The organism is Nesterenkonia halobia (genome assembly GCF_039536005.1).
GTDB lineage: Bacteria > Actinomycetota > Actinomycetes > Actinomycetales > Micrococcaceae > Nesterenkonia > Nesterenkonia halobia.
The window spans coordinates 494,947-518,997 of the sequence record NZ_BAAAYG010000005.1; the positions used below are offsets into that span (position 1 = coordinate 494,947).

Consider the following 24,051-nt stretch of genomic DNA (forward strand, 5'->3'; position numbering starts at 1 on the left):
CGTGACCGTGGCACCGAGCATCACCTCCCGCGCCTCCCTGGCCCGGCCGGCCGCGCGCCGCTCCCGCGTGACCCCTGTGGAGCTGTTCTTCGACCTCGTCTACGTTTTCGCCGCCGTCCAGCTCGCGCAGATCCTGCTCGGCGACCTCAGCTGGACCGGAGTGCTGCAGACCCTCATCCTCTTCGCCGCGGTGTGGTGGGGATGGAACTACACCGCGTGGGCGATGAACTGGCTCGATCCGCTCCGCACGCGCGTCCAGCTGCTGTCGGTGGTCCTGATGCTCGCCGCCCTGGGCATGGCCGTCGCGATCCCGACGGCCTTCGACGAGCGCGTCTGGCTCTTCGTCGGGTGCTACCTGTTCATGGGGATCCTCCGGCCGGCGGTCATGATGCTCGCCTTCTCCGGACGGCAGCTGGCCCGCAACTACCGGATGCTGCTGCTGTGGACGCTGTTCGCCGGCGTCTTCTGGATCCTCGGCGCCGCGGCCCCGGACCCGTGGCGGATCCCGCTCTGGCTCGCCGCCGTCGTCGTCGACTACGCCGCCCCGCTGGCCCGCTTCCGGGTGCCCTTCGTCGGGTCGGCGCCGATGCATCTCTGGGACGCCGACGCCGAGCATCTGGCCCGGAGGAACCGGCTGGTCTTCGTCATCGCCCTCGGCCAGTCCATCCTGCTGATGGGCGGCGCCGTCGCCGACCGGACGCCCCTCGACCTGCCGCTGGTGGGAAGCCTGAGCGTGGGCTTCGCCTCGCTCTTCGTCCTCTGGTGGAACTACTTCGCCCTGGCGGGCTCCGGGGCCGAGCACGGCGACACCTCGACCGGCGCGCTGCGCACGGCGTTCGCCTACGCCCATGCGCTCATGGTCCTCGGCGCCGTCCTTGTGGCGGTCTCGATCGAGCTGCGGCTGACCCACGGGACCCTGACCCCGGCGATCGTGCTGGTGACGACGGCGGGGCCGCTGGTCTATCTGGCCGGGAACCTGATGTTCCTGCGCTCGCGCTTCGGGCGCCTCGCCCGCTCCCGGGTCATCGCCGCGGCAGTGCTGGTGCTGCTCACCGGTACCGCCGTCGCCCTGCGCGAGGTGCTTCCGGTCGCGGCCCTGAGCCTGGCCGTGCTGTCGGTGACGACGACGCTGGCGGTGTTCACCGCCGTCCAGCGGCGATCCGCCGCGCACGCGGGACGAGCCACGTAGGCTGGAGCGGTGAGCGACGCATCCGACTTCACCCTGCACACCACCACAGTCGACGGTGACGGCTCGACAGTCGTCTTCCTCCACGGCCTCTTCGGCCAGGGCAAGAACTTCACCCAGATCGCCAAGGGCCTGGCCGAGGAGCATGCGAGCCTGCTGGTCGACCTGCCCAACCACGGGCGCTCCGCGTGGACCGAGCACCTCGACTACGAGCAGATGGCCGACCTCATCGCCGCCGAGCTGCGCGCCGGCGTCGCGAGCGAGGGCCCGGTCCATCTGGTGGGCCACTCGATGGGCGGCAAAGTCGCCATGGTGCTCGCGCTGCGGCATCCGGAGCTGATCGAGCGGCTCGTCGTCGTCGACATCTCCCCGGTGGCCTCCGGCGGATCCAGGGGCGAGTTCGAGCACCTGCTCGACAGCCTCGCCCAACTGGACCCGCGCGCGCTGGCGTCGCGCCGCGAGGCCGATGAGCAGCTGCAGGAGCCGATCCGGTCGTCGATGATCCGCGGGTTCCTGCTGCAGAGCCTGGTCCGCGACGGCGACGGCTTCCGCTGGCTGTCGAACCTGGAGCTGCTGCGCTCCGAGCTCGACGTGATCGGCGGATTCCCGGATCAGGGTGATCGCGAGTTCACCGGCCCGGTGCTCTGGATCGCCGGCGCGGAGTCGGACTACGTCGCCGAGGAGCACCGGCCGGCCATGCGCGAGCACTTCCCCCAGGCGCATCTGGTGCGGATCAAGGGGGCCGGCCACTGGGTCCACGCCGAGCAGCCGGAGGTCTTCACCTCCGTGCTGCGGCGCTTCCTCGCCGCCGAGGGCTGAGGACCGCGGGGCGGGAGCGGGCCGAGCTCGGCCCGCGCTGTCAAGGCCTCGGCGCAGCTGTGGACGCTCCGTCCACATCGGCCCGGATCCGCTGGCGGGCGGCTCCGCGCTCGCCGAGGATCGAGTCATGGCATTCGATGATCTTCCACCCGACTGGACCGACCGCCCGCTCTCGACCCCGCACCTGGCCGGCGACGTCGTCGACCTGGTCGTCAAAGAATCCGATCGCGCGCAGAACACCTTCGCCGTGCTGCCCTGCGACGAGAACGACGTCGGCTACCCGACGCCGGTGCTCATCGACCAGACCGACTGGCTCGTCGACGACGAGGAGCGCCGCGAGATGCTGACCGCGCTCGCCGCGATCGGGCTGCCGGCGGTGGTCCTGGCCTTCTCCTCCTCCCGGCGCCTGCCCGACGGCATTCTGGACCGTTGGCGTGCCGACGCCGAGACGGCGTTCGGCGCGGCCGGCACGCGGGTGATCGGCGTCTTCACCGCCTGGGCGCACCACGTGGAGCCGGTGTCCGCGTCGGCGTGAAAGCCCGGCCGGGGACGGGTACCGCTCAGCCGGTGGGCAGGGCCGCCGACCGCAGCTTCGTCATCGCCTGCGGCAGGTCCGCCAGCGCGGAGGAGGCTCGGGCCTCGGCGACGGCGGCGAAGGCCCGGAAATCGTCTGCGGCGCCCGGCGTCGACGCCTCGACCGCCAGGCGCCGGGCACGCCCGCCGAGCAGCAGCGCGTCGCGGTGGTCGCCCAGCACTGTCTGGAGCCGCGATCCGCGCTTGCCGGCGCGACGGGCCTTCTTCCCCAGGACTTCCGCCGGAGGCTGGGTGAAGGCCTCGGCGATGTAGCGCAGGCGCCGTCCCGCCTTGCGCAGCCGGTGGGCGTCGGCGAGCGTCCGGTCGTCCGGCCCCTCCAGCAGCCCGACTTCGAGCCGGTCGGCCATGGTCCGAGCGCGTGCGACCTCGGAGCGGACCGCGTCCTTCAGGAACGGCTTCGCCGCCTCCTCGGTCAGGGCCGGATCGACAGGGGCGTCCTCGGTCCAGCCCTCCAACACCCTCGTCAGCTCCTCGCCGTGGTCCTCCCACCACGCGACGAAGGTCGCGTGGGCCGTCGCCCGGTCCTCGAGCACCGCGTCGATCAGCGTCGCCGAGACCTCCGCGACGGGCTCGTCGTCGCGGCCGGCGCGCAGCTCCTCCAGCACCGAGCCGGCCAGCTCCGCGGCGACCTCGAGATCGCGAGGCTCGCCGAGGACGTCGCCGAGGGTGGAGAGCCGGTGCCGCAGGTCGGTCACCTCCTCGGCCAGAAAGTGCGAGCGGAAGATCGCCAGCAGCGATCGCAGTCGACGTACGGCGGTGCGCAGCTGATGGACGGCGTCGTGCTGGTCCTCCACGGCGGCCGGCACCCGGTCGAGGACGACCTGTGCCCGCAGTCCGACGGCGGCGGTCAGCGTCTCCTCGGCGGTGCTGTGCTCAGGACGCGACATGGACTCCCTCCTGCGAAGCTCGTAGTGTGACGGAACAGTGATCGCCCGGCCGCTCAGGCGCGCGGCGGGGCGATCGCCGCAGTTCCCGCGGCCGCGGTCGGGGCTCCGACGGCGAGATCTGCCTGGAAGACGGTCATGGGCACCAGGAAGGAGGCGGCGAGGCGCGAGGCGGACATGGCACCCATTCAACTCGACTCCGGCCGCCGCGGCCAGAGCTGTTCGGGCGGTGGAGCGAATCGGTCTGCCGTCTGCGCCGGTGCTGCTCGTCCAAGGCCTTCAGCGGAGGCCACGGTCAGCCGCGCAGCTCGATCTCGTCCGGATGCGCAGTGCGTCGCCCGGCCTCGCCGCGGTCCAGCGCCTCCAGCGCGGCGACGTCCTCCGCCTCGAGCCGCCAGTCGAGGATGTCAAGGTTCGCCGCCATGCCCTCGGGGCGGGAGGACTTCGGGATGATCACGTCGCCGCGCTGCAGATGCCAGCGCAGGATCACCTGCGCCGGGCTGCGCCCCAGCCGCTCGGCGAGGGCGACGACGGCGGGCTCGGCCAGGTCGTCGCCCTTGCCCAGCGGGCTCCAGGCGGTGACGACGATGCCGTGCTCACGGCAGAAGGCCCGCAGCTGGTCGTTCGCGAAGGTCGGATGGATCTCGATCTGGTCGACGGCGGGCACCTCTCCGGTGGCCTCGATGATCCGCTCCAGATGATCCTGCTGGAAGTTGGAGACGCCGACGGCGCGGGCCCGTCCGGAGTCGCGGGCGGCGAGCATCGCCCGCCAGGTGTCGATGAAGGAGACCTCCAGCCGCGGCATCGGCCAGTGGACGAGGAACAGGTCGACGGCGTCGAGGCCGAGCCGCGCCAGCGACTCGTCGAGGGTGCGGTCGACGTCGGCCGGGGCATGATGGAAATCGTCGAGCTTGGTGGTGACGAAGAGGTCCTCGCGCGGCACGCCGGAGGCCCGGATCCCCGCGCCCACGCCGGACTCGTTGCCGTAGCGCTGGGCGGTGTCGAGGTGGCGGTACCCGGCCTGCAGGGCGGCGGCGACGCGTTCGGCGGCCTCCGGGGTGCCGCCGGTGCCGAAGCCGATCTGCGGAATGGACGGTCCGGAGTTCAGCGGAAGATGGTCCATGGCACGAGCCTACGTCGTCGCGGCCGGGCCGCGGGCGCGGCTCAGGGCGTCACCGGGGCGTCGAGCTCCCGGCGGGCGGCGTCGGCATCGCCGGAGACCACGACGTCGGCGGCGTCGAGGTCGAGGCGCCGCCAGAGCACCAGCGCCAGCTGCTGCGCCGTACCGGTCACCGTCGCCGCCGGTGTCGTCGTCCCGGCCGGAAGAGTCCAGGCCGTGCCGCCCGGCGCGCCGACATCCTCGGCGACGAGTCGCAGCGAATCCTGCGGAGGCTTCGCCCGGTCGAGGCGCACCTGGCGCGGGTGGAGGACATGGACCACCTCGTCCACTGCGTCGGCCCAGACCTCGACGGCCGTCTCGGGCGGGGCGGTTCCCCGCGCCAGCGACAGGTCGTGGAGGTGGATGAGCGTCTCATGCGTCTGCCGGCGGTGCCAGAACGCCGCAGGGCCGCGCCCGTCGAACGTCGGGACGAGCGCCTCGGGATCGAGCTGGGCGAGCGTGCGGTGCAGTTCGTCGGCGCGTCCGGCGTAATGGTCGGCGATGGTCCCGCGGCGGGCCGGAGGCCGGACGCTGCGCTGGTCGCTCGCCATCATGGCCGCCCAGGCGTGGACGTCGGCCAGGTGGTCCGCCAGATCCGTGACGGTCCAGCCCGCGCAGGTCGGCACGGGCGCGGCGGGCGGAGCTTCGCGCAGACCGGCGTGGAAGCGGCGCTGCAGGGCGGTCAGCTCGGCGAGCAGCTCTGGCGTGTCCATCGTTCCAGCCTAGACCGCGCCGTCGTCGTCGACGGCGGCGTGACGCCGCGCTCGGGCATGACCGGTGATCGGCGCCTCGATGGGGCCCGCGCGGCTCCGATCCTCGATAGCATCGGGGCGGAGGAGCGTGACCGTCCCGCGGCGGCCGCGTTCCTCGACAGCATGCTGTCAGAGCGGGGGACGTCATCGGAGCCCCGGGAACGGAGGGCGCAGGTGACGAACAGAGGGATCGGGGAGGGCAGCCTCCCGCAGACCGAGGAGGATGTCCTCGGAGGGGCGACTGCGGCCGTCCCGGCGACGTCGTCGCCGCGCCTGCCGCAGATGCCGAGCATGCCGCGCATCACTCCGACGACAGGTGTGACGCCCGGCAGCCGTGCTGAGTCCGCCGTCGCCGGGCTCACCTCCATCCCCATGCTGGCGGCGATCCTGGCGGCGGTCACGGCGCTGGCCCTCGGGCCGGCCTCCGCGCTCGACGTCCGTCTCCACGGCCACTGGGCCGAGGAGCTCACTCCGGAGCTGCTGCCGCTCTTCCGCGATGTGCTCGACAAGATCGCCGGACAGTCGGTCTGTCTTCCGGTGCTGGCCCTGGTGGCCGGGGCGCTGGCCTGGAAGCACCGCTCCTGGCGGCCGCTGGCGTGCGCGGCGCTGGCCGAGGCCGCCTTCTTCCTCGGCATCGGCGGGATGAAGATCCTCTTCGCCCGTCCGGCCCCGAAGCTGGGGAACCCGGAGTTCTTCGCCGGCGGACTGCTGCGGGAGGGTTGGTACGGCATCAGCTTCCCGTCGGGTCATGCCGCCGAGAGCGTGCTCATCTACGGGATGGTGGTCTATCTGCTGGTCCACTGGACCCGGCGCGGGGCTCGTGCGGCCCGCTGGCTGACCCTCGCCGTCGCGGCGATCGCCTGCCATGCCAGCGTGGTCTCGTTCTGGCTGGGGTGGCACTGGGTCACCGATCTGGTCGCCGGCGCCGTGGCCGGGACGCTGCTGCTGCGCCTGGTCATCGAGGCCGACCGGCGCGGCTGGCTGCCCGGGCGCGCCCCGCGCGCGGCCGAGGTGCCCGAGGCGCGGGACGTCGAGACCACGCCGGAGGCCTCGCCCTGACCGGCCGCCGTCGTCGCCTCCGCGACGACCAGGCCGGCAGGAGCGAGGTGCCGCGCGGCGGGCCTGGATCAGGCCGGCTCGTTCTCCCGGGCCTCGCCGGCGGGCACCTCGCCGGCCGCGGCGCGTGAGGCCGTGCCCTTCGAGTCCTTGCTGAAGAAAGCGCCGATGATGCCCAGCACGCCGACGGAGCCGGCGACGAGGAAGGCCACATTGGCGCCGTGGATGGGCCCTTCGACGCCGTAGACCTGCGGGTCGCGCGCCGTGGCGGACATGATGGTGACCAATCCGGCGGTGCCCACGGAGGCGGCGATCTGGCGCAGCGTGTTGTTCAGCGCGGTGCCGTGCGGCACCAGGTGGCGGGGGAGCTGGTTCAGCGCCGCCGTGGTCACCGGCATGATGACCATCGCCGTGCCGACCATCCGCACGGTGTTGACCCCGGCGATGTAGGCGAAGGTGGTCTGGGCGTCCAGATCGGCCAGGAAGAAGGTCGAGCCGGTCACCAGAGTGAATCCGAGGACGGCGAGCCAGCGCGCTCCGACGGCGTCGAAGATCCGTCCGGTGATCGGCGACATCAGACCCATGAGCGCCGCGCCGGGCAGCAGTGCCAGCCCGGACTCCACCGCGGTGTGGCCGGTCATGTTCTGCATGTACAGCGGGATGATGAGCATGCCGCCGATCATCACGATGAACACGCACATGCCCAGGGCGGTGTTCAGCGTGAACATCGGGTAGCGCAGCACCCGGAACTCGAGGATCGGCTGGGGGAGCTTCAGCTGGCGCAGGATGAAGATCACCAGCACCACTGCGCCGAGGACCAGCGGCAGGAAGACCTGAGGGCTGGACCAGCCGGCGTCGCCGGCGGTGCCGAAGCCGAAGAGCAGACCGCCGAAGCCCAGCGAGGACAGGATGATCGAGAGCACGTCGAGGCGCGGGAAGGTGCGCTCGGTGACGTTCTTCAGGATGAACAGCCCGATGATCAGGTCGACGATCGCGATCGGCAGCATCATCAGGAACAGCACCTGCCACGGCAGGTGGTCGACGATCCAGCCCGAGAGGCTCGGGCCGATCGCCGGGGCGAAGCCGATCACGAGTCCGAAGGTGCCCATGGCGCTGCCGCGCTTCTCCACCGGGAAGATGGCGAAGAGGATCGTCTGCATCAGCGGGATGATGATGCCGCCGCTGGCGGCCTGCACCACGCGGCCGGCGAGCAGCATCGGATAGACCGGAGCGGCCGCGCAGATGGCGGTGCCGACGATGAACAGGATCATCGCGGTGAAGAACAGCGCCCGCGTGGTGAACTTCTGGATCAGGAACGCGGTGACCGGGATCATGATGCCGTTGACCAGCATGAAGATCGTCGTCATCCACTGGGCGGCGCTCGCCGAGATGCCGAAGTCCGCCATGAACGCCGGCAGGGCGGTGTTCAGCAGCGTCTGGTTCAGGATGATGACGAAGGCGCCCGAGACCAGCACCGCCATCACCACGCGGCGATTGATCGGCTCCGGCGGCGAGTCCGCGGCGCGACGGCCGGCGGCCTCCCCGGCGACGTCGGGGGATCGGTGTTCAGTCGACAAGGGGCGACCTTCCTTCATCTGTCATGCCTGGTCCCCGACGGATCGGCGCCGGGGTGCGTCGCGGTCAGCGGTGGTGTGCGTCGGCGGCGGTCGTGCCGCCCTGCTCCAGCAGGTCGAAGGCCGAGCCGATGAGCTCGTCCAGCGACGCCGTCTCGTCAGTCGTCCAGCGCCGCACGGCGATGCGGATCGCGCTGACCGCGGCACCGGCGATCAGCGCCGGCTGCAGGTCCTCGTCGACGTCGGCGTCGAGCCGCCGGGCCACCGCCGCGGCGAAGGACTGTTCGAGCTGGGCGTATTTGCCCAGCTGCCGTGCCATCAGCGCCGGGTGCTCCTGGACCAGCTGCTGGCGGGTCCGGGCGCGCGTTCGGCTGGCCTGCACCAGTGAGGCGGGGTCGTTCTCCGTCATCGCCATGCGGATCGCGCGCAGCGGCGCCTCCTCCGCGGGCCGCGCCTCGACGAGCGTGCGCAGCAGCTCGGCGACCGCCCCGGCGTCGGTGACGAGGGCGTCCTCCTTGCAGGAGAAGTAGTTGAAGAACGTCCGGGGCGAGATCTCGGCGGCCTCGGCGATCATCTCCACTGTCAGGTGCGAGAGGCCGACGTCGACGGCGAGATCCAGCGCGACGCTGCGGATCGAGCGGCGGGTCAGGACCTTCTTATGCTCCCTCCGGCCCATGGCGCCGACCGACTGCTCCGCGTCCTCCATGACTGCGACGGTATCCAAAAACTTGCACAGTCTGCAAAAATATGGGCTGTGATCCTGCTCGCGGGGCCGGAGCAGACCCCGGGCCGGCCGACGGTCGAGGGCCTGCTCACCGGGCCTCGACCGATGTGCGGGGCGACTGAGGGGTCGGAGCGGGGGAGCGGCGGCACGGCGGGGTCGGACGCTTGAACCGCTCCTCAAGCCCGGATACCTTCGTCCCATGGACTCTTCGAGACGCAGCCTCCTCTCCGGCGGGGCGGCCGGGCTGGTCGCCGGAGCCGGGGTGGCCGCCGCTGCCGCGGTCTCCGCTGCCCCCGCCCACGCGACCCCCGCCGCCGAACACGCCGCGGACGGTTCACGCGCCGCCTCGGGCGCCCCGGGCCGCAGCGGGCGGGTCCCCGGCCCGCCCCCGACGCGCTACGACCGGGCGGCCAAGCGCGCCAACCCCGCCAGCGATGTCGGCTGCCCGCTGGGCAAGGGGGACTGAGCCATCTCGCCGACCTGGGTCACCTCCCCCAACTACACCGAGGGTCGCGGCGGCACGCCGATCGACCGCATCGTCATCCACTACATCGTCGGGCGGCTCTCCGCGGCCGATGCGACCTTCCGGAATCCCGACTCCGGGGTCAGTGCCCACTACGGGATCGGGGAGGGACGCGTCCACCAGTACGTCAGCGTGTTCAACACCGCCTGGCACGCAGGCGACTGGGGGTTCAACCAGCGAAGCATCGGGATCGAGCACTCTGCGGACCAGTACCGAGCGCCCACCAGGGAGACGATCATGGCTTCGGTGGACCGCTGCACGATCCTCTGTCGACAGTTCGGGCTCGACCCGATGACCGCCATCGTGCCGCATGACTCCATCAGGGCCACCGCCTGCCCGGGCACGGTCGACTGGGAGGACATCCGGGACCGGACCGCCCAGCAGGTCTGAAGCCGGTCGCGACGGGGGTGCGCAACCCGGTTGCCGTCGGCTCGGCGTCGCGCAGCACCACGTGGTCTCCGGTGATCGCCGTCAGCGATGGGTGCCCACGTTGACCACCCGCCCGGAGGAGTCGCGGTAGAAGAATCGCCGCACGCCCCACTCCTCGTCGGAGAGCGGGTGGACGATCTCCGCGCCGGCCTGCACGGCGGCCCGGTGAGCGGCGTCGACGTCGTCGACGAAGACCGAGACGTCCGGGTTGACCGGCGCCGAGGCGTCGGCGGTCATCAGGCCCAGCTGATGGCCGGCGTCGTCGGCCAGGAAGGCGACCCAGCCCAGGTCCATGACGAGTTCCATCCCCAGCACGGCACCATGCTGACGGGCGGCGGCGTCGACGTCGTCGACGGTCAGCATCGGGGCGATCCTCTCGATGGGCATGAACACAGGGCACCAGATCCCGCGCCGACGGGGCCAGGGGTGCGGGCCGTCGCCTATAGGCTGGGCCGGTGATCGACCTCGACCTGATGACCTGGATCCTGCTGGCCTGCGGCGCATTGATCGTCGGCCTGTCGAAGACGGCGGTGCCCGGCGCGGGCGCGCTGGCGGTCGCAGTCTTCGCCGCCGCCCTGCCGGCGCGCGAGTCGACCGCCGCGCTGCTGGTCCTGCTCATCGTCGGCGACCTCTTCGCCGTCTGGATGTACCGCCGCGACGTCGACTGGGCCACGCTCCGGCGCCTGGTCCCGGCGGTGCTGGTCGGGCTGCTGGTCGGGGCGGCCTTCCTCGGGCTGGCCGACGACGCCGTCGTCCGCCGGGTGATCGGGGCGATCCTGCTGGCGCTGCTGGGGCTGACCCTGTGGCGCCGACGCACTGCCGCCCAGCCCTCCTCGGGGCGTGCCGCCGCGTTCGGCTACGGCTGGCTGGGCGGATTCACCACCATGGTCGCCAATGCCGGCGGTCCGGTGATGAGCATGTATCTGCTGGCCAAGCAGCTGCCGGTGCGCACCTTCCTGGGCACGGCCGCGTGGTTCTTCTTCGCGATCAATCTGACCAAGGTCCCCTTCCAGATCGGCCTGGGCCTGCTGGACGCCCGGGTGGCGCTGATCGCGGCGGTGCTGGTCCCCGGCGTCGTCCTCTCCGCCTTCGCCGGCCGCTGGCTGGCGGTGCGGATCTCCCAGCGGCTCTTCGACCGGCTGGTGCTGGTGCTCACCGCGGTCGGCGCGGTGAACCTGCTGCTCTGAGGCGGCCCATTCCAGCGCTCTCATCAGGAAGGACGGTCGGTGCGCCAGGAGCCTCCGCGAGCTGTCGACTGGAAAATCTCGACGGCGCGACTAAGATTGCTGTCGTTTGTGCCGCCCACAGGAGAGGAGCTGGATCCGTGATCGCTTTCATCGACTCACGGTGGGCGGACATCCTCTTCCGCGCCTATCAACACACCTCGCTGGTGGTGCAGTCGATGATCCTCGCCGCTGTGATCGCCGTCGGGCTCGCGGTGCTGGTGACCACGATCCGCCGGCTCATTCCGTTGGCCAACGCGGTCTCCGCGGTCGGACTGACCATCCCGTCCTTCGCGTTGCTCGGCCTGCTGCTGCCGGTGGTCGGCATCGGCACGGTCCCGTCGGTCGTGGTAGTGACCTTCTACGCCGCTCTGCCGATCCTCCGCAACGCTGTGGTGGGCCTGCAGGGCGTCGACGGCATGATCATCGAATCCGCACGGGGCCAGGGCATGAGCGGGCCGGCGGTGTTCTGGCGCGTGCGCCTGCCGCTGGCGTGGCCGGTGATCATGACCGGCATCAGGGTGTCCGCACAGATGTCCATGGGAGTCGCCGCGATCGCGGCCTATGCGCTCGGTCCCGGACTGGGCAGCTACATCTACACCGGACTGACGCAGGTCGGGGGAGCCAATGCGATGAACTACGCGGTGGTCGGCACCGTCGGCATCATCGTCCTGGCCCTCCTCCTCGACGCCCTGCTCGTGCTCCTGTCCCGCTTCACCACCTCCAGGGGGATCCGCGCATGACCCAGCAGACCACCACCGGTGCCGCGCTCGAGCTGGTCGACGTGACCAAGAGCTACCCGGGCCAGACGTCCCCGGCCGTCGACGGGCTCTCGCTCTCCGTCCCGGCCGGCGAGATGGTGATGTTCGTCGGCCCGTCCGGCTGCGGGAAGACCACCTCGCTGAAGATGATCAACCGGCTCATCGAGCCCACCTCCGGGCAGCTGCTGCTCGACGGCGACGACATCACCACCAAGGACCCGACGACGCTGCGCCGCTCGATCGGATACGTCATCCAGGGCGGCGGCCTCATGCCGCACATGACGGTGGCCGAGAACGTCGGCCTGGTCCCGAAGCTGCTGAACTGGGATCGCGGGCGCATCGTCTCGCGCGTCGACGAGCTGCTCGACCTCGTCGGCCTCGACCCGCGGATCTACCGCGACCGGCATCCGCGCGAGCTCTCCGGAGGCCAGCAGCAGCGCGTCGGCGTCGCCCGCGGGCTCGCCGCCGACCCGCCGGTGATCCTCATGGACGAGCCCTTCGGCGCCGTCGACCCGATCACCCGGCAACGCCTGCAGGACGAGCTGATGAGCATCCAGGACGAGCTGCAGAAGACCATCGTCTGCGTCACCCACGACATCGACGAGGCCATCAAGCTCGGCGACCGGATCCTGATCCTCGACGAGGGCGCGCGCATCGCCCAGTACGACACCCCCGAGCGGATCCTCGCCGCCCCCTCGGAGGATTTCGTCGCGGACTTCATCGGCTCCGGCTCCACGCTCAAGCAGCTCTCCCTGCTGCGCGTCGGAGACCTCGAGCTGACCGAACCTCAGACCTGCCGGATCGGCGAGGACGTCGCCGAGGTGACCGCTCGGGTCGAGGCCGCCGGCGAGTCCTCGGTGGTGATCCTCGACGAGCGCGATCGGCCGCGCGAGTGGCTCTTCCTGCGCACGCTGCGCCGGCACGCCGTCGTCTCCGAGCCGACCACCGAGCTGCAGACCGTCGTCGACCACCGCTCCACGCTCTCCGACGCGCTGGACTCGATGCTGGTCTCCAGCCACGGAGGTGCCATGGTCACCGAGCGTGACGCCTACATCGGCGTGATCAGCTACGACGCGGTCACCGAGCACATCCGCGGACTCCGCGAAGAGGCGGCCTGATGCGCACCACCACGCTCTCCCGCGAGGATCGGCTGCTGCTCTTCGGCCTGCCGGCTGTCGTGCTGGTGGTGCTGGCCGGCTGGTGTCTGTGGCGGGCCTCCGCGGACCTCGGCGACATCGAGGCCCGCGCGCTGGCCTGGGACGCCGTCGGGCAGCTGGCCGTGGAACACGTGCTGATCGTGCTGGTCTGCGCGGTGCTCGTCGTCGGCTGCGCGGTGCCACTGGGCATCCTGCTCACCCGCGCCCGGGCGGGCTTCCTGGCTCCGGCGGTGACCGCGGCGGCGAACGCCGGCCAGGCCGCCCCGGTCATCGGCGTGATCGTGCTGCTCGCGCTGGCGGTGGGCTTCGGCTTCTGGACCGCCGTGCTGGCGCTGACCGTCTACGCGTTCCTACCGGTGCTGGCCAACACCGTCGCCGGGCTGCGCGGCGTCGACTCGGCGGTGATCGAGGCCGCCCGGGGGATGGGCATGTCGCCGTTCCAGGTGCTGCGCCGCGTCGAGCTGCCGATGGCGCTGCCGGTGATCATGACCGGAGTGCGCACCGCCCTGGTGCTGCTGGTCGGCGCCGGCGCCTTCGCCACGTTCATCGACGCCGGGGGACTGGGGACGCTCATCCAGACCGGCATCATCATGTTCCGCCATTCGATCCTGGTCTCCGGCGCCCTCCTGGTGGCCCTGCTGGCGCTGCTCGTGGAGTGGACCGGCCGGGTGCTGGAGTTGTTCGCGACGCCGAAGGGGCTGGCATGACACGCATGATTCCGATCCGCAGCGCACCACGCCGCCTCCGGCCCGCCGGGCGCCGTCCGCGGCTCGTCCCGGCGCTGGCGACGGCGCTGGCCTCGATGCTTCTGCTCACCGGATGCGGGCTGGGCACCGCCGGCGGCTTCTCGCCGACGGGACGGCTGACCGGCGACGTCGCCGGCGTCGACCTCTCCGGAGCCAGCCTCGACGTCGGGTCGAAGAACTTCACCGAGCAGATCATCCTGGGCAAGATGGCGGTGATCCTGATGCAGTCGGCCGGCGCCGACGTCCAGGACCTGACCAATGTGCCCGGCTCCAACAGCGTCCGCCAGGCGATGCTGCAGGGACAGATGGACTTCCAGTGGGAGTACACCGGCACCGCCTGGATCACCTACATGGGGAACGACGATCCGATCATCGACGCGCGCGAGCAGTACGAGGCCGTCCGCGACGCGGACGCGGAGAACGGCCTGGCCTGGCTGGAGCCGGCCGAGCTGAACAACACCTACGGATTCGCCGTCACCCGCAAGACCTCCGAGGAGCATGGCATCACGCGACTCTCGCAGATCGACGAGCTGCCGCCGTCGGAGCAGACCTACTGCATCGACGCCGAGTTCGCCGCCCGCAACGACGGCTTCGAACCGCTGCTGAGCCACTACGGGCTGGAGGAGGCCCCGGAGGATCGTCGGCGCGTGATGGACCTCGGTGCGATCTACCAGGCGACCGCCGACGGCGCCTGCACCTTCGGCGAAGTCTTCACCACCGACGGGCGGATCCCCGCGCTGGACCTGGTGGTGCTCGAGGACGACGAGCAGTACTTCCCCAAGTACAACGTCGCGCCGGTGCTGGCCGAGGAGGTCCTGGACGAGCATCCGCAGCTGACCGACCTGCTGACGCCGCTGACCGAGCGCCTCGACAACGAGACGATGAGCGGCCTCAACGCCCGCGTCGACGTCGACGGTGAGGAGCCGGCGGCGGTCGCCTGGGACTACTTGCGCGAGGAGGGGCTCGTCGCCGAGGAGTGACCGTCGGGGCCGCGACCGCCGGTCCGCGGGCTCGGAATGCCTCGGCGCCGGGTCGTGTTGCCGTGGACATGCGTGCCATGACCTACTCCGCATACGGAGACCCGCAGAACCTGACCCTGACCGAGATGCCGGCGCCGAAGGTCGGGCCGGGCTGGGTGCTGATCGCCGTCGAGCGCGCGGCGGTCAACCCGGTGGACTGGAAGCTGATGGCCGGCGGGCTGGACGCCATGATGGACGTCGTCTTCCCGGTGACTCCCGGCTGGGACGTCTCCGGCGTGGTCGAGGCCGTCGGCCCGGACGTGCCCGAGTTCTCCGTCGGCGACCGCGTCGCCTCCTATGCGCGGAAGGACTACGTCCACGGCGGCACCTACGCCGAGCACGTGGCCGTGCCGGCGACGTCGGCGGCGAAGGTCCCCGAGGGCGTGGACCTGGCGACCTCCGCCGGGCTGCCTCTCGCCGGACTCACCGCGAAGCGTTCGCTGGAGATCCTCGAGCTGACCGCCGACGACACGCTGCTCATCCACGCCGCCTCCGGCGGCGTGGGCCACCTGGCCGCGCAGCTCGCCGTCGACGCCGGCGCCCGGGTGATCGGCACTGCCTCCGAGGCCAACCACCAGCGGCTGCGCGACCTGGGCGTCGAGCCGGTCGCCTACGGCGAAGGCCTGGTCGAGCGAGTCCGCGAGCTGGCGCCGCAGGGCGTGACGACAGTCGCCGACTTCGTCGGCGGCGTGCTCGAGCAGACCACTGCGGTGCTGGCCGAGGGCGGCCGGCACATCTCCATCGCCGACCCCTCCGTCGAACAGCGCGGCGGCCACTGGGTCTGGGTCCGTCCCGACGGGCCGCGGCTGGCCGAGCTGCTGGGCCGGCTCGCCGACGGCACGCTCGACGTCGTCGTCGACCGGACCGTCCCGCTGGCCGAGGCCGCCGAGGCCATGGAGGTCAGCCGCCGCGGCGAGGCGAACGGCAAGCTGCTCATCGACCCGACCCGCTGACTCCCTCGTTCGGCTCCGCCCCCTCGGCCCCGGCGCCGCGGTCGGTCTCCGGCCGCGGCGCCCGGGAGCGGGAGGTCGCAGTGAGCATGGTCAGCGCGCCGCCGCCGGCGACGGCCAGGATCCCCGCGCCGACGCCGAGGCTCAGCGCGTCGGCCAGGAAGATCACCCCGATGATCGCCCCGATGACCGGATCCAGGGCGAAGAGGGTGGCCACCGCCCGGGCGCCGAGCAGCCGCAGCGCCAGGAAGTCGCAGAGGAACGTCGCCGAGATCCCCACGACGCCGAGCACGACCAGCACCGCCCAGGCCGCCGGCGTGGGCTCGGCGGCGTGGGATGCCGCGATCGGGCTGAGCAGCAGCGCCGAGACGACCGAGGCCAGCGCCAGACTGTCCACGCCGCCGCGATCGCCCAGCCGGCCCGAGCAGATCGTGTAGACCGCCAGGGCCACGGCCGCCAGCGCGCCGAGGAGCAGTCCGGCGACGTCCACGGCGCCGCCGGGTCGGCTGATCAGCACCACGCCGAGCAGCGCCAGGAGCGGCCCGATCAGCTGACGCCCGCGCCGCGACGCCAGCGCCGCCAGGGCGAAGGGGCCCAGGAACATCATCGTCGCGGCCACGCCCAGCGGCAGCACGCGCACGGCGACGTAATAGCTGAGGTTCATCGCCGCCATCGCCGCGCCGAGGGCGAGGATCAGCCCCCACTCGCCGCGCGGGCGCCGGCGCAGCAGCGCCCCCGCCGCGCCGAGGCGCCGGGCGATCGCCGCGATGATCAGCAGCGTCGCCGCACCGAAGAGCTGACGCCAGGCGACGACTCCGGCAGGACTCACCACATCGAAGAGCGTGGAGGCCAGCGCCGCCGACCCCTGCACCGCCGCACAGGAGGCGACGACCAGCAGGACGCCGGAGAGCACGGTCAGCGGCACGGAGGATCGCAGCGAGAGCACCCTGCCAGCTTAGGCGCCGACGCCGCCGCGAGGCGTCCGTGACCTCGGCCGACGAGCGGCTGCGACGGTGCTGAGGCCAGGAATACCGTCGTCGTCGCGACGTTGCACCGGGACGGAACGGGCGACGGCGCCGTCGCCCCCTCGACCCCGGCGGCGCGGCCGTGCTGCCGGTCGACCCGGAGACGGAAGGACATCCCATGGCTGCTCTCGGACACACCGGCATCGACCTCTTCGAGCTCGCGCTCGGCGGCAACACCTTCGGCTGGACCAGCGACCGCGAGGCCTCCTTCGCGGTGATGGACGCCTATCTCGACGGCGGCGGGAACCTCATCGACACCGCCGACGTCTACTCCGCCTGGGCGGAGGGCCACTCCGGCGGCGAGTCGGAGACGATGATCGGCGAGTGGCTGGCCTCCCGCGGCCGTCGCGACGACGTCGTCATCGCCACCAAGGTCAGCCAGCACCCGGAGTTCTCCGGACTGTCGGCGCCGACGGTCAAGGCCGCCGCCGAAGCCTCGCTGCGGCGGCTGGGCACCGATCATATCGACCTCTACTACGCCCACTTCGACGACGCCGAGACGCCGCTGGAGGAGACTGTCGGCGCCTTCGAGGAGCTGGTCCGGGCCGGCACGATCCGTGCGGTGGGGATCTCGAACTACTCCGCCGACCGGGTCCGCGAGTGGTTCTCCATCGCCCGGCGCGAGGGATGGACTGTGCCGGCGGCGCTGCAGCCGCACTACAACCTGGTCCGCCGCGAGTCCTACGAGGCCGACCTGGCCGGCGTCGGCGCTCAGGAGAACCTGGCGGTGATGCCCTACTTCGCGCTGGCCAGCGGCTTCCTCACCGGCAAGTACCGCGGCGCCGAGGATCTCCGCGGCGCGGACCGTGAGCAGATGGCCTCCGGCTACGTCTCCGAGGAGGGGCTGCGCGTGGTCTCCACGCTGGAGGAGATCGCCGCCGGCCACGGCGTGACGATCCCGACCGTCGCGCTGGCCTGGCTGCGCAGCCGGCCCACTGTCGCCGCACCGATCGCCAGCGCCCGCACCACCGCGCAGCTGCCGGCGCTGATGGAGTCGGTGCGGCTGCAGCTGGGCGACGACGAGCTCGCCGCCCTCGACGACGTCTCGGCCCGCGTGCCGGCCTGAGGCCTCCCGCCCGACTCAGAACCGGGTGACGGCGAAGGACAGGCAGGCCGCGCCGAGTCCGAGGGTGACCACGGCCGTCAGCGCGGCCAGCCGACCGCCGGAGAAGGGCACCCGGTCACCCTCTCCGGCGGTCAGGCGCGCGTGGTGGGCCCGGTAGCGGCGGTGGGCCATCCAGGTGGCCGCCACGGCGGCGACGACGAGCCCGAGCAGCGGCACCAGAGTCCAGGCGCCCAGCAGCTGGGGCACAGTCCGCAGGGCGATCAGCGTGGCGGCGATCATCGACAGCCCGGTGCGCCGCCACGCCAGGGCGGTGCGCTCGGGCTGCAGACCGGGGTCGAAGAGCTGATCGTCGACGGCGCTGCTCATCGCCTCACCCCAGCAGCATCGCCAGGCCGACGAGCACGCCGACGACGACGGCGATGACGGTCAGCGGCAGGCCGATCGGCGGAGCGGGCAGCGGCTTCCGCAGCCGCAGGGTCCGTTCGGTCCGCTTCCAGCCGTACCAGGCCATCGCGGCGGTCATGATGCCGGCGAGGATCAGCACGAGCGCCGCGGCGAGGCGCAGCCCGGTGTGCATCCCCGTGCCCAGCGCCTCGAGGGCGACGCCGGCGGCCATCAGCGCCAGCGCAGTGCGGATCCAGGCCAGGAAGGTGCGCTCGTTGGCCAGCGTGAACCGGGCGTCGGGCTCGTCGCCGTGCCGGTAGACGGACTGCGGGAAGCGGCGTGCGGAGGTCATGGCACCACAGGAGGTCGGGGAGGCGGGGGACACTGTGCATCCTATGCCGTCGCCTCGGCCGATGCAGAGCCGACGACGATGTGTCGACGGCGGCCGGCCGCCGCCGACCGGCCGGGCCTCGTCCTCGCCCGCCGGTCGTGCCTATCCTGGAGGCATCATGGTTGCCATCCAACAGGGGCCTGACGGGCCGGCCGAGGACGCCGTCGCCCGGGCGATGGCCGAGGTGCCCCGCGCCGACTTCCTCCCGGACTCGGTGAGGTGCCACAGCGCCGCCGACGAGCCGCTGGCCATCGGCTGCGGACAGACCAACTCCCAGCCGACCACAGTGGCGCGGATGCTGCGTCTGCTCGACGTCCGGCCCGGTCAGCGGGCGCTGGACGTCGGCTCCGGGTCGGGCTGGACGGCCGCGCTGCTCGGGCTGCTGGTCGGCGAGGGCGGCGTGGTCCACGGCGTCGAGCTGGAGCCGGACCTGGCCGCCTCCGCGGCACAGGCCGTCGCCGCCCGGTGTCCGGGAACCGTGCAGGTGCATGCGGCCGACCCGGGCGTGCTCGGACTGCCCGAGCACGCCCCGTACGACCGGATCCTGGTCTCCGCCGACGCCCCGCGGATCCCGGAGGATCTCGTCGAGCAGCTCCTCGCACCCGACGGCGAGCAGGCCGGCGGGGTGATGGTGGTGCCGGTCCGTGGCGAGATGCACCGCATCCGACGCGACCCCGACGGTCTGGAGATCACTCGGCACGGGCAGTACCGCTTCGTCCCGCTGCGCTGACAGCAGCGGCCGAGCAGAGCGTCTCGCCGAGACGATGCAGCGTCTCGACCAGCTCGACGGGCTCGATCACCTCCAGCGGCAGCTCGAGCATCGCCAGATGCAGCGCCAGCCCGGTGAGGTCGTGGGCGCCGGCGGTGATCAGCGTGCGCGCGGAGTCGTCGGCGGGTTCGACGTCGGCGGCACGGGCGGGGATCCTCGCGCGGACCTCCTCGGCCGGGGCCTCGACCAGCACCCGGGCGAGCTGCGGATAGGGGGAGTGCAGCACGGCGCGTCGCACGGCGCCGGCGGCGTCCGGGGCGACGCGGACCCGCTGCCGCAGGGTGGTGACGTGCAGGTCGGCGAGACGGTCGATGCGGAAGGTGCGCCAGTCCCGGCGCAGGTGGCACCAGCCGAAGAGGTACCAGCGCCCGGCGAAGGCGACCACCCGGTGCGGGTCGATCCGCCGGTCGGTGGTCGCGCCGTCACGACGGCGGTGCGTCACCGTGATGATCCGTCCTTCGGCGGCGGCCTCGGCCAGGCGGGCGACCTGCTCGACGTCGGCGGTCTGGGCGCGCTCGCCGACGACGGCGGTGCCGCGGCGCAGCCGCTCGGCCCGGGCGGAGAGCGTCGGGGACATCGTGCGCGCGACTTTCGCCAGTGCGGAGAGCGCCGGATCCTCCAGCCCGGAGAGCCCCAGGTCGGTCAGGTGGGAGAGCCCGAGCACCACGGCCGAGGCCTCGTCGGCCTCGAGCACCAGCAGCGGCCGGTCCGATCCGCCGGCCAGCCGGTAGCCGCCGCCCTGTCCGGCCTCGCCGTCGACCCGGTAGCCCAGGTCGCGCAGGCGCTGCATGTCACGGCGGACGGTCCGCTCGGTGACGCGCAGGCGTGCGGCGAGCTCCGCGGCGGAGGCGGAGGAGCGTGCCTGCAGGATGCCGAGGATCTGCAGCGCCCGGCGGGTGGGGTCGGTCTCTCCGGCGTCGGCCATGTCCTCACCGTAGACGGAGGATGCGGACATGATCTGTCCTGGACGGCCGGGCATCCTGGATTCGTCCCGCAGACCGAACGATCCGCCAGGAGGCCACGATGCCGTTCATCACCCCCGCCGTCGCCGAGGAGCGCGACGCGCTGGCGACGTACCTGATCCAGCAGCTGGAGCAGCTGCGCATCGCCGCGATCGACCTCGACGACGCCTCGCTGCGCGCGACGCCGACGGTCAGCCCGCTGAGCCTGGCGGGCCTGCTCGCCCACGTGACCCAGGCCGTCGCCCGCTGGCTGGACCATGTGCAGAGCCGCGGCCTGCTCGCCGATCGGCATCCGGCGTCCCCGGAGGATCTCGCCGCCGGCTTCGAGGGATTCCACACCGGCCGGGAGGTCCCCGAGCTGACCGGCGAGCAGCTGCGGTCCCGCCTCGAGCACGTCCGGGACCTGGTGCGACCGATCCTCACCGCCGTCGACCTCGACGCGCGGGTCCCGGTGCCGGACGCCCCGTGGTTCCCGAAAGACCTGGAGTCCTGGAACGTGCGCTGGATCTGCCAGCACCTGATCGCCGAGGTGGCCCGACACGTCGGCCATGCCGACCTCCTCCGGGAGAGCCTGGACGGGCAGATCGCCTATGCGCTCAACGCCCGCGACGTGGGCGAGACCTTCGACTGGGCCGATTACCAGCGCGCCTGAGAGGCCCCCGGGATCCGACCCGGTCAGCGTGCCCCGCCGGCGAAGGCGGTGCGGAAGGCCTCGGCCGTCGCCCCGTCGAAGAGCACGAAGCGCACCTCCTCGAGCGCGTCGAAGCGTCCGGTGGTGTCGGCCGCGATCTCGTCGAGGGCGCTGCGCGCGGCCTCGGCTACGTCGGCGCCCGCCCAGCCGTAGACTCCTGCGCCGATCGCCGGGAACGCCACACGGACGGCGTCGATCTCCACGGCGACCTCGAGGCTGCGGCGGAAGCAGGACGTCAGCACGGCGGGGTCGGTCTCTCCGGCATGACGGTTCGGTCCGACTGTGTGGATCACATGGGTCGCCGGCAGCCGGCCGGCGGGCGTCGCGGCGGCTTCTCCGGGCGGCAGTCCGTCCGGCCAGGCCTCCTCGCGCAGTGCGCGGCAGTGGGACAGCAGCTCCGGGCCCGCGGCGGCATGGATGGCGCCGTCGACGCCTCCGCCGCCTGTCAGCGACGAGTTGGCCGCGTCGACGATCGCATCGATCTGCTGCTCGGTGATGTCGCCTTCGACGATCGTGATGTCCATGCGGTGCACCTCCGATCCACGAGTCTGGGGCCGACCCGGCGGCCCGGGCAATGCTCGGGCGCCCGGGGCCGATACCCGGGGCCGATACCCGGGGCCGATACCCGGGGGCGACGCCCGGCCGGGCCTCTCGACGCCGGCTCCTCGGCGGACGGTCGCCTCCTGCTGCGCCGCAGTTCCGAGATCAGGCGCCGACTGGTGACGTAGTCTGGCCCTATGGCTTCAGCATCCTCCGCGCCCGGCGGTGCCGACGCGCCGCGGGAGAGCGCCTCGTACGGAGACAACGGGGCGGAGGACGTCGCCTACGACCCCGGCCACTGCGCCTGTGTGGTCGCCGCGCGCGACGTCGTCTCCGCCGATCCGGCGACGCTCTTCGAGCACATCGCGGACCCGTCCCGCCAGATCGCCTGGGACGGGAACGACAATCTCGACCACGCCGCGGCCGAGCAGCGCGTCACGGCCGTCGGCGACGTGTTCCGCACCCGGCTGACCAACGGGCAGACGCGGGAGAACCACGTCGTGGAGTTCGTCGAGGGCGAGCTCATCGCCTGGATGCCCGCCGACGTCGGCGCCGAGCCGGCCGGGCACCTGTGGCGCTGGTCGATCGCATCGCGCGCCGAAGGGCGCGCCGAGGTCACCCATACCTACGACTGGTCCCGCCTGGCCGACGAGCGCCGGTTGGCGAAGGCCCGAGCCATGACGGCGGACCACCTGGCCGCCTCCGTCGCCCGGCTGAAGCAGCTCTGCGAGGCCCAGGACGGAACCGGAGCGCGTCCCGATGGCCGGTGAGCAGGACCGGGCGTCGCGGACGATCGTCGGCGCCGCGGCGCTGCTGCGCGAATCGGCCGACGGCGGTCCGCGCCGCCTGCTGATCGCTCGTCGGACGCGTCCTGCCGCGATCGCCGGGATGTGGGAGTTCCCCGGCGGCAAGATCGAGCCGGGCGAGACCGCGGAGGACGGAGTGCGTCGGGAGCTGCGTGAAGAGCTGGGCATCGAGGCGGTGCTCGGCGAGGAGCTCGTCGGCTCCTCTCCGGCAGGATTCGCCCCGGGGCTGGGATGGCCGCTCGTCGGCACAGCGGTGATGCGGCTGTTCGTCGGGACGGTCGTCGACGGCGAGCCGGCCCCGCTGCAGGATCATGATCAGCTCGTCTGGGCCCCGGTGGACGAATCGCTGCTCGAGCACGACTGGATCCCCGCCGATGTGCCGATCGTCGAGGAGCTGCTGCATCAGTTCGGCCGGGAGCGGCCCGGAGAGGCCCGCGCCGCCGAGGGTGCCGAGCACGTCGCGGACGGCTGAGCACATCCGCGGCTGAGCACACCGGCGGCGGAGCCCCGGGGAGTCCCGCGGGCCGGCCGGCGGAGCCCCGCCGAGCTCAACCAGCCGTGCCGCCGTGCTGCTCAGCTCGTCGGGGCCGGGGCGTCGGCGGCGATGAGCTCCTGCTCGCGCAGCTCCTGCCAGAACGCCGCCGGAATCTGCTCCTGCAGCGCGGCGAGGTCCTCGCCGATGCGCTGCGGCCGGCTCGATCCCGGGATCACCGCGGCGACGGCCGGGTGGGCGGTGGAGAACTGCAGCGCGGCGGCCTTCAGCCCCACGCCGTGGCGCGCGGCGATCTCGCCGAGCGCGGCGACCCGGCGGCCGACCTCCGGCGGCACCTCGCCGTAGTCGAAGTGGTCGCCGCCCATCAGCGCGCCCGAGTTGTAGGGGCCGCCGACGACGATGCCGGCGCCTCGGGACTCCGTCGCGGGCATCATGCGCTCCAGGGCTCGCTCGTGCTGCAGCAGGGTGTACTGGGTCGCCGAGAGGTTCATCGTCGGCGGGGTCTCGTCCAGGTCCAGAGCGAGCTCGATGGGCCCGGTGGTGTTGACGCCGAGGCCCCAGCCGCGGATCACACCCTCCTCCTGCAGCTGCGTGAGGACGCGGAAGGCCCCGTTCCGCGCCGCGGCGAGGTGGTCGAGCCAGGCGTCGCCGTGGAAGTCGGGGGAGACGTCGTGGACGAACACGAAGTCCAGCCGGTCGGTCCGCAGCCGCTCGAGACTCTGCTCGATGGAGCGTCGCGTGGCCTCGGCGCCGTAGTCCGTCACGACCTGGTGGGACAGCCCCTGTGCGAAGAGCCCCGACTTCTCCTCCTCCTCGTCGAGGAGGTAGCGGCCCACCTTGGTGCTGAGCACGTACTCGTCCCGGTCGTGCTCGGCGAGCATCGCGCCGAGCCGCGTCTCGGCCAGTCCGGCGCCGTAGAACGGCGCGGTGTCGAAGTACCGGACGCCCTGCTCCCATGCGGCGTCGAGAGTGGCCCGCGCCTCCTCCTCGGGGATGTCGCGGAACATGTTCCCCAGCGGGGCGGTGCCGAATCCGATCCGGTGGGGGAGGGCTTCGTGGGATGCGCTCATGATTCAGATTCCTCGTTCATCCGGTTCCTGACGGCGAGTCCATCGTTGGTCGCCGGGATCGCGCAGGTCAAGACGCTGAGGAGGTGGCACTCGGCACGGTGTCGGGGTCCGGGCATGGGAGACGCGCGCAGAAGCAGTGAGGAGGGCTTCTGCGCGCGTCGCGCTTCCCATCGCGCCTTGCCATTAGAACACGTATTCTAGGTAGTCTGCAAGACGCCGCGCCGCGGAATAGAAGAGGTGTTCGATGCTGCGGAGTCTGTGAAGAACCTGTCAGATCGTATGTTCGACACGCTCCTCG

At 72.2% G+C, this 24,051-nt stretch carries 30 protein-coding genes; 17 read left to right on the top strand and 13 right to left on the bottom strand.

The annotated features are described in order from the left end of the window. The first annotated feature begins 1 nt into the window (after position 1). From ABD652_RS08805 to ABD652_RS08815, 3 genes are all read left to right on the top strand, one after another. Positions 2-1,189, top strand: a complete 1,188-nt coding sequence (locus ABD652_RS08805; RefSeq protein ID WP_344720343.1) for a low temperature requirement protein A — start codon at positions 2-4, stop codon at positions 1,187-1,189. 9 nt (positions 1,190-1,198) lie between these two features. Continuing rightward, positions 1,199-2,005, top strand: a complete 807-nt coding sequence (locus ABD652_RS08810) for an alpha/beta fold hydrolase (protein ID WP_344720345.1) — start codon at positions 1,199-1,201, stop codon at positions 2,003-2,005. A 127-nt stretch (positions 2,006-2,132) separates the two neighbouring features. Next, on the top strand, positions 2,133-2,540 hold the full coding sequence (locus tag ABD652_RS08815) for a hypothetical protein (protein ID WP_344720347.1): 408 nt from the start codon (positions 2,133-2,135) through the stop codon (positions 2,538-2,540). Positions 2,541-2,565: 25 nt separating this feature from the next. Here ABD652_RS08815 and ABD652_RS08820 read toward each other — a convergent pair whose 3' ends face one another. The 4 genes from ABD652_RS08820 to ABD652_RS08835 all read right to left on the bottom strand — a co-directional run bounded on the left by ABD652_RS08820 (position 2,566) and on the right by ABD652_RS08835 (position 5,355). Next, positions 2,566-3,486 (bottom strand): CHAD domain-containing protein, encoded by a 921-nt coding sequence (locus ABD652_RS08820; RefSeq protein ID WP_344720349.1) that lies wholly within the window; start codon positions 3,484-3,486, stop codon positions 2,566-2,568. Positions 3,487-3,539: 53 nt separating this feature from the next. Next, entirely contained in the window at positions 3,540-3,662 is a 123-nt protein-coding gene (locus ABD652_RS08825) for a hypothetical protein (RefSeq protein ID WP_344720351.1), read from the bottom strand. A 116-nt stretch (positions 3,663-3,778) separates the two neighbouring features. Beyond that, positions 3,779-4,606 (bottom strand): aldo/keto reductase, encoded by an 828-nt coding sequence (locus ABD652_RS08830; protein ID WP_344720352.1) that lies wholly within the window; start codon positions 4,604-4,606, stop codon positions 3,779-3,781. 41 nt (positions 4,607-4,647) lie between these two features. Then, positions 4,648-5,355, bottom strand: a complete 708-nt coding sequence (locus ABD652_RS08835; RefSeq protein ID WP_344720354.1) for a maleylpyruvate isomerase family mycothiol-dependent enzyme — start codon at positions 5,353-5,355, stop codon at positions 4,648-4,650. 213 nt (positions 5,356-5,568) lie between these two features. Here ABD652_RS08835 and ABD652_RS08840 point away from each other — a divergent pair, with 213 nt between their 5' ends. Continuing rightward, positions 5,569-6,453 (top strand): phosphatase PAP2 family protein, encoded by an 885-nt coding sequence (locus tag ABD652_RS08840; protein ID WP_344720356.1) that lies wholly within the window; start codon positions 5,569-5,571, stop codon positions 6,451-6,453. 68 nt (positions 6,454-6,521) lie between these two features. On the opposite strand, the gene ABD652_RS08845 is transcribed toward ABD652_RS08840, so the two are convergent. Next, positions 6,522-8,027: an MDR family MFS transporter gene (locus ABD652_RS08845; protein ID WP_344720358.1), complete on the bottom strand. Its 1,506-nt coding sequence runs from the start codon at positions 8,025-8,027 to the stop codon at positions 6,522-6,524. A gap of 64 nt (positions 8,028-8,091) precedes the next feature. Further along, positions 8,092-8,730: an acyl-CoA-like ligand-binding transcription factor gene (locus ABD652_RS08850; RefSeq protein ID WP_344720360.1), complete on the bottom strand. Its 639-nt coding sequence runs from the start codon at positions 8,728-8,730 to the stop codon at positions 8,092-8,094. 217 nt (positions 8,731-8,947) lie between these two features. Between ABD652_RS08850 and ABD652_RS08855 the strand changes: the two genes are divergently transcribed. Both ABD652_RS08855 and ABD652_RS08860 read left to right on the top strand, forming a co-directional pair. Beyond that, positions 8,948-9,214: a hypothetical protein gene (locus ABD652_RS08855; RefSeq protein WP_344720362.1), complete on the top strand. Its 267-nt coding sequence runs from the start codon at positions 8,948-8,950 to the stop codon at positions 9,212-9,214. A gap of 60 nt (positions 9,215-9,274) precedes the next feature. Next, complete coding sequence (locus ABD652_RS08860; RefSeq protein ID WP_344720473.1) at positions 9,275-9,661, top strand: peptidoglycan recognition protein family protein; 387 nt, start codon at positions 9,275-9,277, stop codon at positions 9,659-9,661. Positions 9,662-9,742: 81 nt separating this feature from the next. Here ABD652_RS08860 and ABD652_RS08865 read toward each other — a convergent pair whose 3' ends face one another. Next, positions 9,743-10,087 carry a VOC family protein gene (locus ABD652_RS08865; protein WP_344720364.1) on the bottom strand — a complete coding sequence of 115 codons (345 nt, stop codon included), beginning with the start codon at positions 10,085-10,087 and terminating at the stop codon, positions 9,743-9,745. A 68-nt stretch (positions 10,088-10,155) separates the two neighbouring features. Between ABD652_RS08865 and ABD652_RS08870 the strand changes: the two genes are divergently transcribed. From ABD652_RS08870 to ABD652_RS08895, 6 genes are all read left to right on the top strand, one after another. Continuing rightward, entirely contained in the window at positions 10,156-10,887 is a 732-nt protein-coding gene (locus tag ABD652_RS08870) for a sulfite exporter TauE/SafE family protein (RefSeq protein WP_425574564.1), read from the top strand. Positions 10,888-11,024: 137 nt separating this feature from the next. Then, positions 11,025-11,666, top strand: coding sequence for an ABC transporter permease (locus ABD652_RS08875; protein WP_344720366.1), 642 nt, complete (start codon positions 11,025-11,027; stop codon positions 11,664-11,666). Next, on the top strand, positions 11,663-12,802 hold the full coding sequence (locus ABD652_RS08880; protein ID WP_344720368.1) for an ABC transporter ATP-binding protein: 1,140 nt from the start codon (positions 11,663-11,665) through the stop codon (positions 12,800-12,802). The genes ABD652_RS08875 and ABD652_RS08880 overlap by 4 nt, the downstream gene beginning before the upstream one ends. After that, positions 12,802-13,548 carry an ABC transporter permease gene (locus ABD652_RS08885; RefSeq protein WP_344720370.1) on the top strand — a complete coding sequence of 249 codons (747 nt, stop codon included), beginning with the start codon at positions 12,802-12,804 and terminating at the stop codon, positions 13,546-13,548. The genes ABD652_RS08880 and ABD652_RS08885 overlap by 1 nt, the downstream gene beginning before the upstream one ends. Further along, positions 13,545-14,567, top strand: coding sequence for a glycine betaine ABC transporter substrate-binding protein (locus tag ABD652_RS08890; protein ID WP_344720372.1), 1,023 nt, complete (start codon positions 13,545-13,547; stop codon positions 14,565-14,567). The genes ABD652_RS08885 and ABD652_RS08890 overlap by 4 nt, the downstream gene beginning before the upstream one ends. Positions 14,568-14,644: 77 nt before the next feature. After that, positions 14,645-15,559, top strand: a complete 915-nt coding sequence (locus ABD652_RS08895) for an NADP-dependent oxidoreductase (RefSeq protein ID WP_344720374.1) — start codon at positions 14,645-14,647, stop codon at positions 15,557-15,559. Here the strand turns inward: ABD652_RS08895 and ABD652_RS08900 are convergent. Then, positions 15,540-16,502, bottom strand: coding sequence for an EamA family transporter (locus ABD652_RS08900; protein WP_344720376.1), 963 nt, complete (start codon positions 16,500-16,502; stop codon positions 15,540-15,542). The two genes, ABD652_RS08895 and ABD652_RS08900, sit on opposite strands and share 20 nt — an antisense overlap. Positions 16,503-16,699: 197 nt before the next feature. Here ABD652_RS08900 and ABD652_RS08905 point away from each other — a divergent pair, with 197 nt between their 5' ends. Then, positions 16,700-17,647: an aldo/keto reductase gene (locus ABD652_RS08905; RefSeq protein ID WP_344720378.1), complete on the top strand. Its 948-nt coding sequence runs from the start codon at positions 16,700-16,702 to the stop codon at positions 17,645-17,647. A gap of 15 nt (positions 17,648-17,662) precedes the next feature. Here ABD652_RS08905 and ABD652_RS08910 read toward each other — a convergent pair whose 3' ends face one another. Beyond that, positions 17,663-18,013, bottom strand: coding sequence for a DUF202 domain-containing protein (locus ABD652_RS08910; protein WP_153143244.1), 351 nt, complete (start codon positions 18,011-18,013; stop codon positions 17,663-17,665). A 4-nt stretch (positions 18,014-18,017) separates the two neighbouring features. Further along, on the bottom strand, positions 18,018-18,383 hold the full coding sequence (locus ABD652_RS08915) for a YidH family protein (protein ID WP_153143245.1): 366 nt from the start codon (positions 18,381-18,383) through the stop codon (positions 18,018-18,020). Between the two features lie 157 nt (positions 18,384-18,540). On the opposite strand from ABD652_RS08915, the gene ABD652_RS08920 reads away from it, so the two are divergent. Continuing rightward, positions 18,541-19,152 carry a protein-L-isoaspartate O-methyltransferase family protein gene (locus tag ABD652_RS08920; protein WP_344720383.1) on the top strand — a complete coding sequence of 204 codons (612 nt, stop codon included), beginning with the start codon at positions 18,541-18,543 and terminating at the stop codon, positions 19,150-19,152. Here the strand turns inward: ABD652_RS08920 and ABD652_RS08925 are convergent. Beyond that, a complete protein-coding gene (locus tag ABD652_RS08925; protein WP_344720385.1) occupies positions 19,112-20,146 on the bottom strand; it encodes a helix-turn-helix transcriptional regulator in 1,035 nt (344 codons plus the stop codon). The two genes, ABD652_RS08920 and ABD652_RS08925, sit on opposite strands and share 41 nt — an antisense overlap. Positions 20,147-20,214: 68 nt before the next feature. Between ABD652_RS08925 and ABD652_RS08930 the strand changes: the two genes are divergently transcribed. Then, positions 20,215-20,805, top strand: coding sequence for a mycothiol transferase (locus tag ABD652_RS08930; RefSeq protein WP_344720387.1), 591 nt, complete (start codon positions 20,215-20,217; stop codon positions 20,803-20,805). Between the two features lie 23 nt (positions 20,806-20,828). Here ABD652_RS08930 and ABD652_RS08935 read toward each other — a convergent pair whose 3' ends face one another. Continuing rightward, positions 20,829-21,368 carry an O-acetyl-ADP-ribose deacetylase gene (locus tag ABD652_RS08935; protein ID WP_344720389.1) on the bottom strand — a complete coding sequence of 180 codons (540 nt, stop codon included), beginning with the start codon at positions 21,366-21,368 and terminating at the stop codon, positions 20,829-20,831. Positions 21,369-21,581: 213 nt separating this feature from the next. On the opposite strand from ABD652_RS08935, the gene ABD652_RS08940 reads away from it, so the two are divergent. Both ABD652_RS08940 and ABD652_RS08945 read left to right on the top strand, forming a co-directional pair. Then, the gene (locus ABD652_RS08940) at positions 21,582-22,154 is read left to right on the top strand and encodes an SRPBCC family protein (RefSeq protein WP_344720391.1); all 573 of its coding nucleotides are present in this window, start codon (positions 21,582-21,584) and stop codon (positions 22,152-22,154) included. Further along, the gene (locus tag ABD652_RS08945; protein ID WP_344720393.1) at positions 22,144-22,662 is read left to right on the top strand and encodes a (deoxy)nucleoside triphosphate pyrophosphohydrolase; all 519 of its coding nucleotides are present in this window, start codon (positions 22,144-22,146) and stop codon (positions 22,660-22,662) included. Before ABD652_RS08940 ends, ABD652_RS08945 begins: the two co-directional genes overlap by 11 nt. A gap of 101 nt (positions 22,663-22,763) precedes the next feature. On the opposite strand, the gene ABD652_RS08950 is transcribed toward ABD652_RS08945, so the two are convergent. Continuing rightward, a complete protein-coding gene (locus ABD652_RS08950; RefSeq protein ID WP_344720395.1) occupies positions 22,764-23,753 on the bottom strand; it encodes an aldo/keto reductase in 990 nt (329 codons plus the stop codon). Between the last annotated feature and the right edge of the window lie 298 nt (positions 23,754-24,051).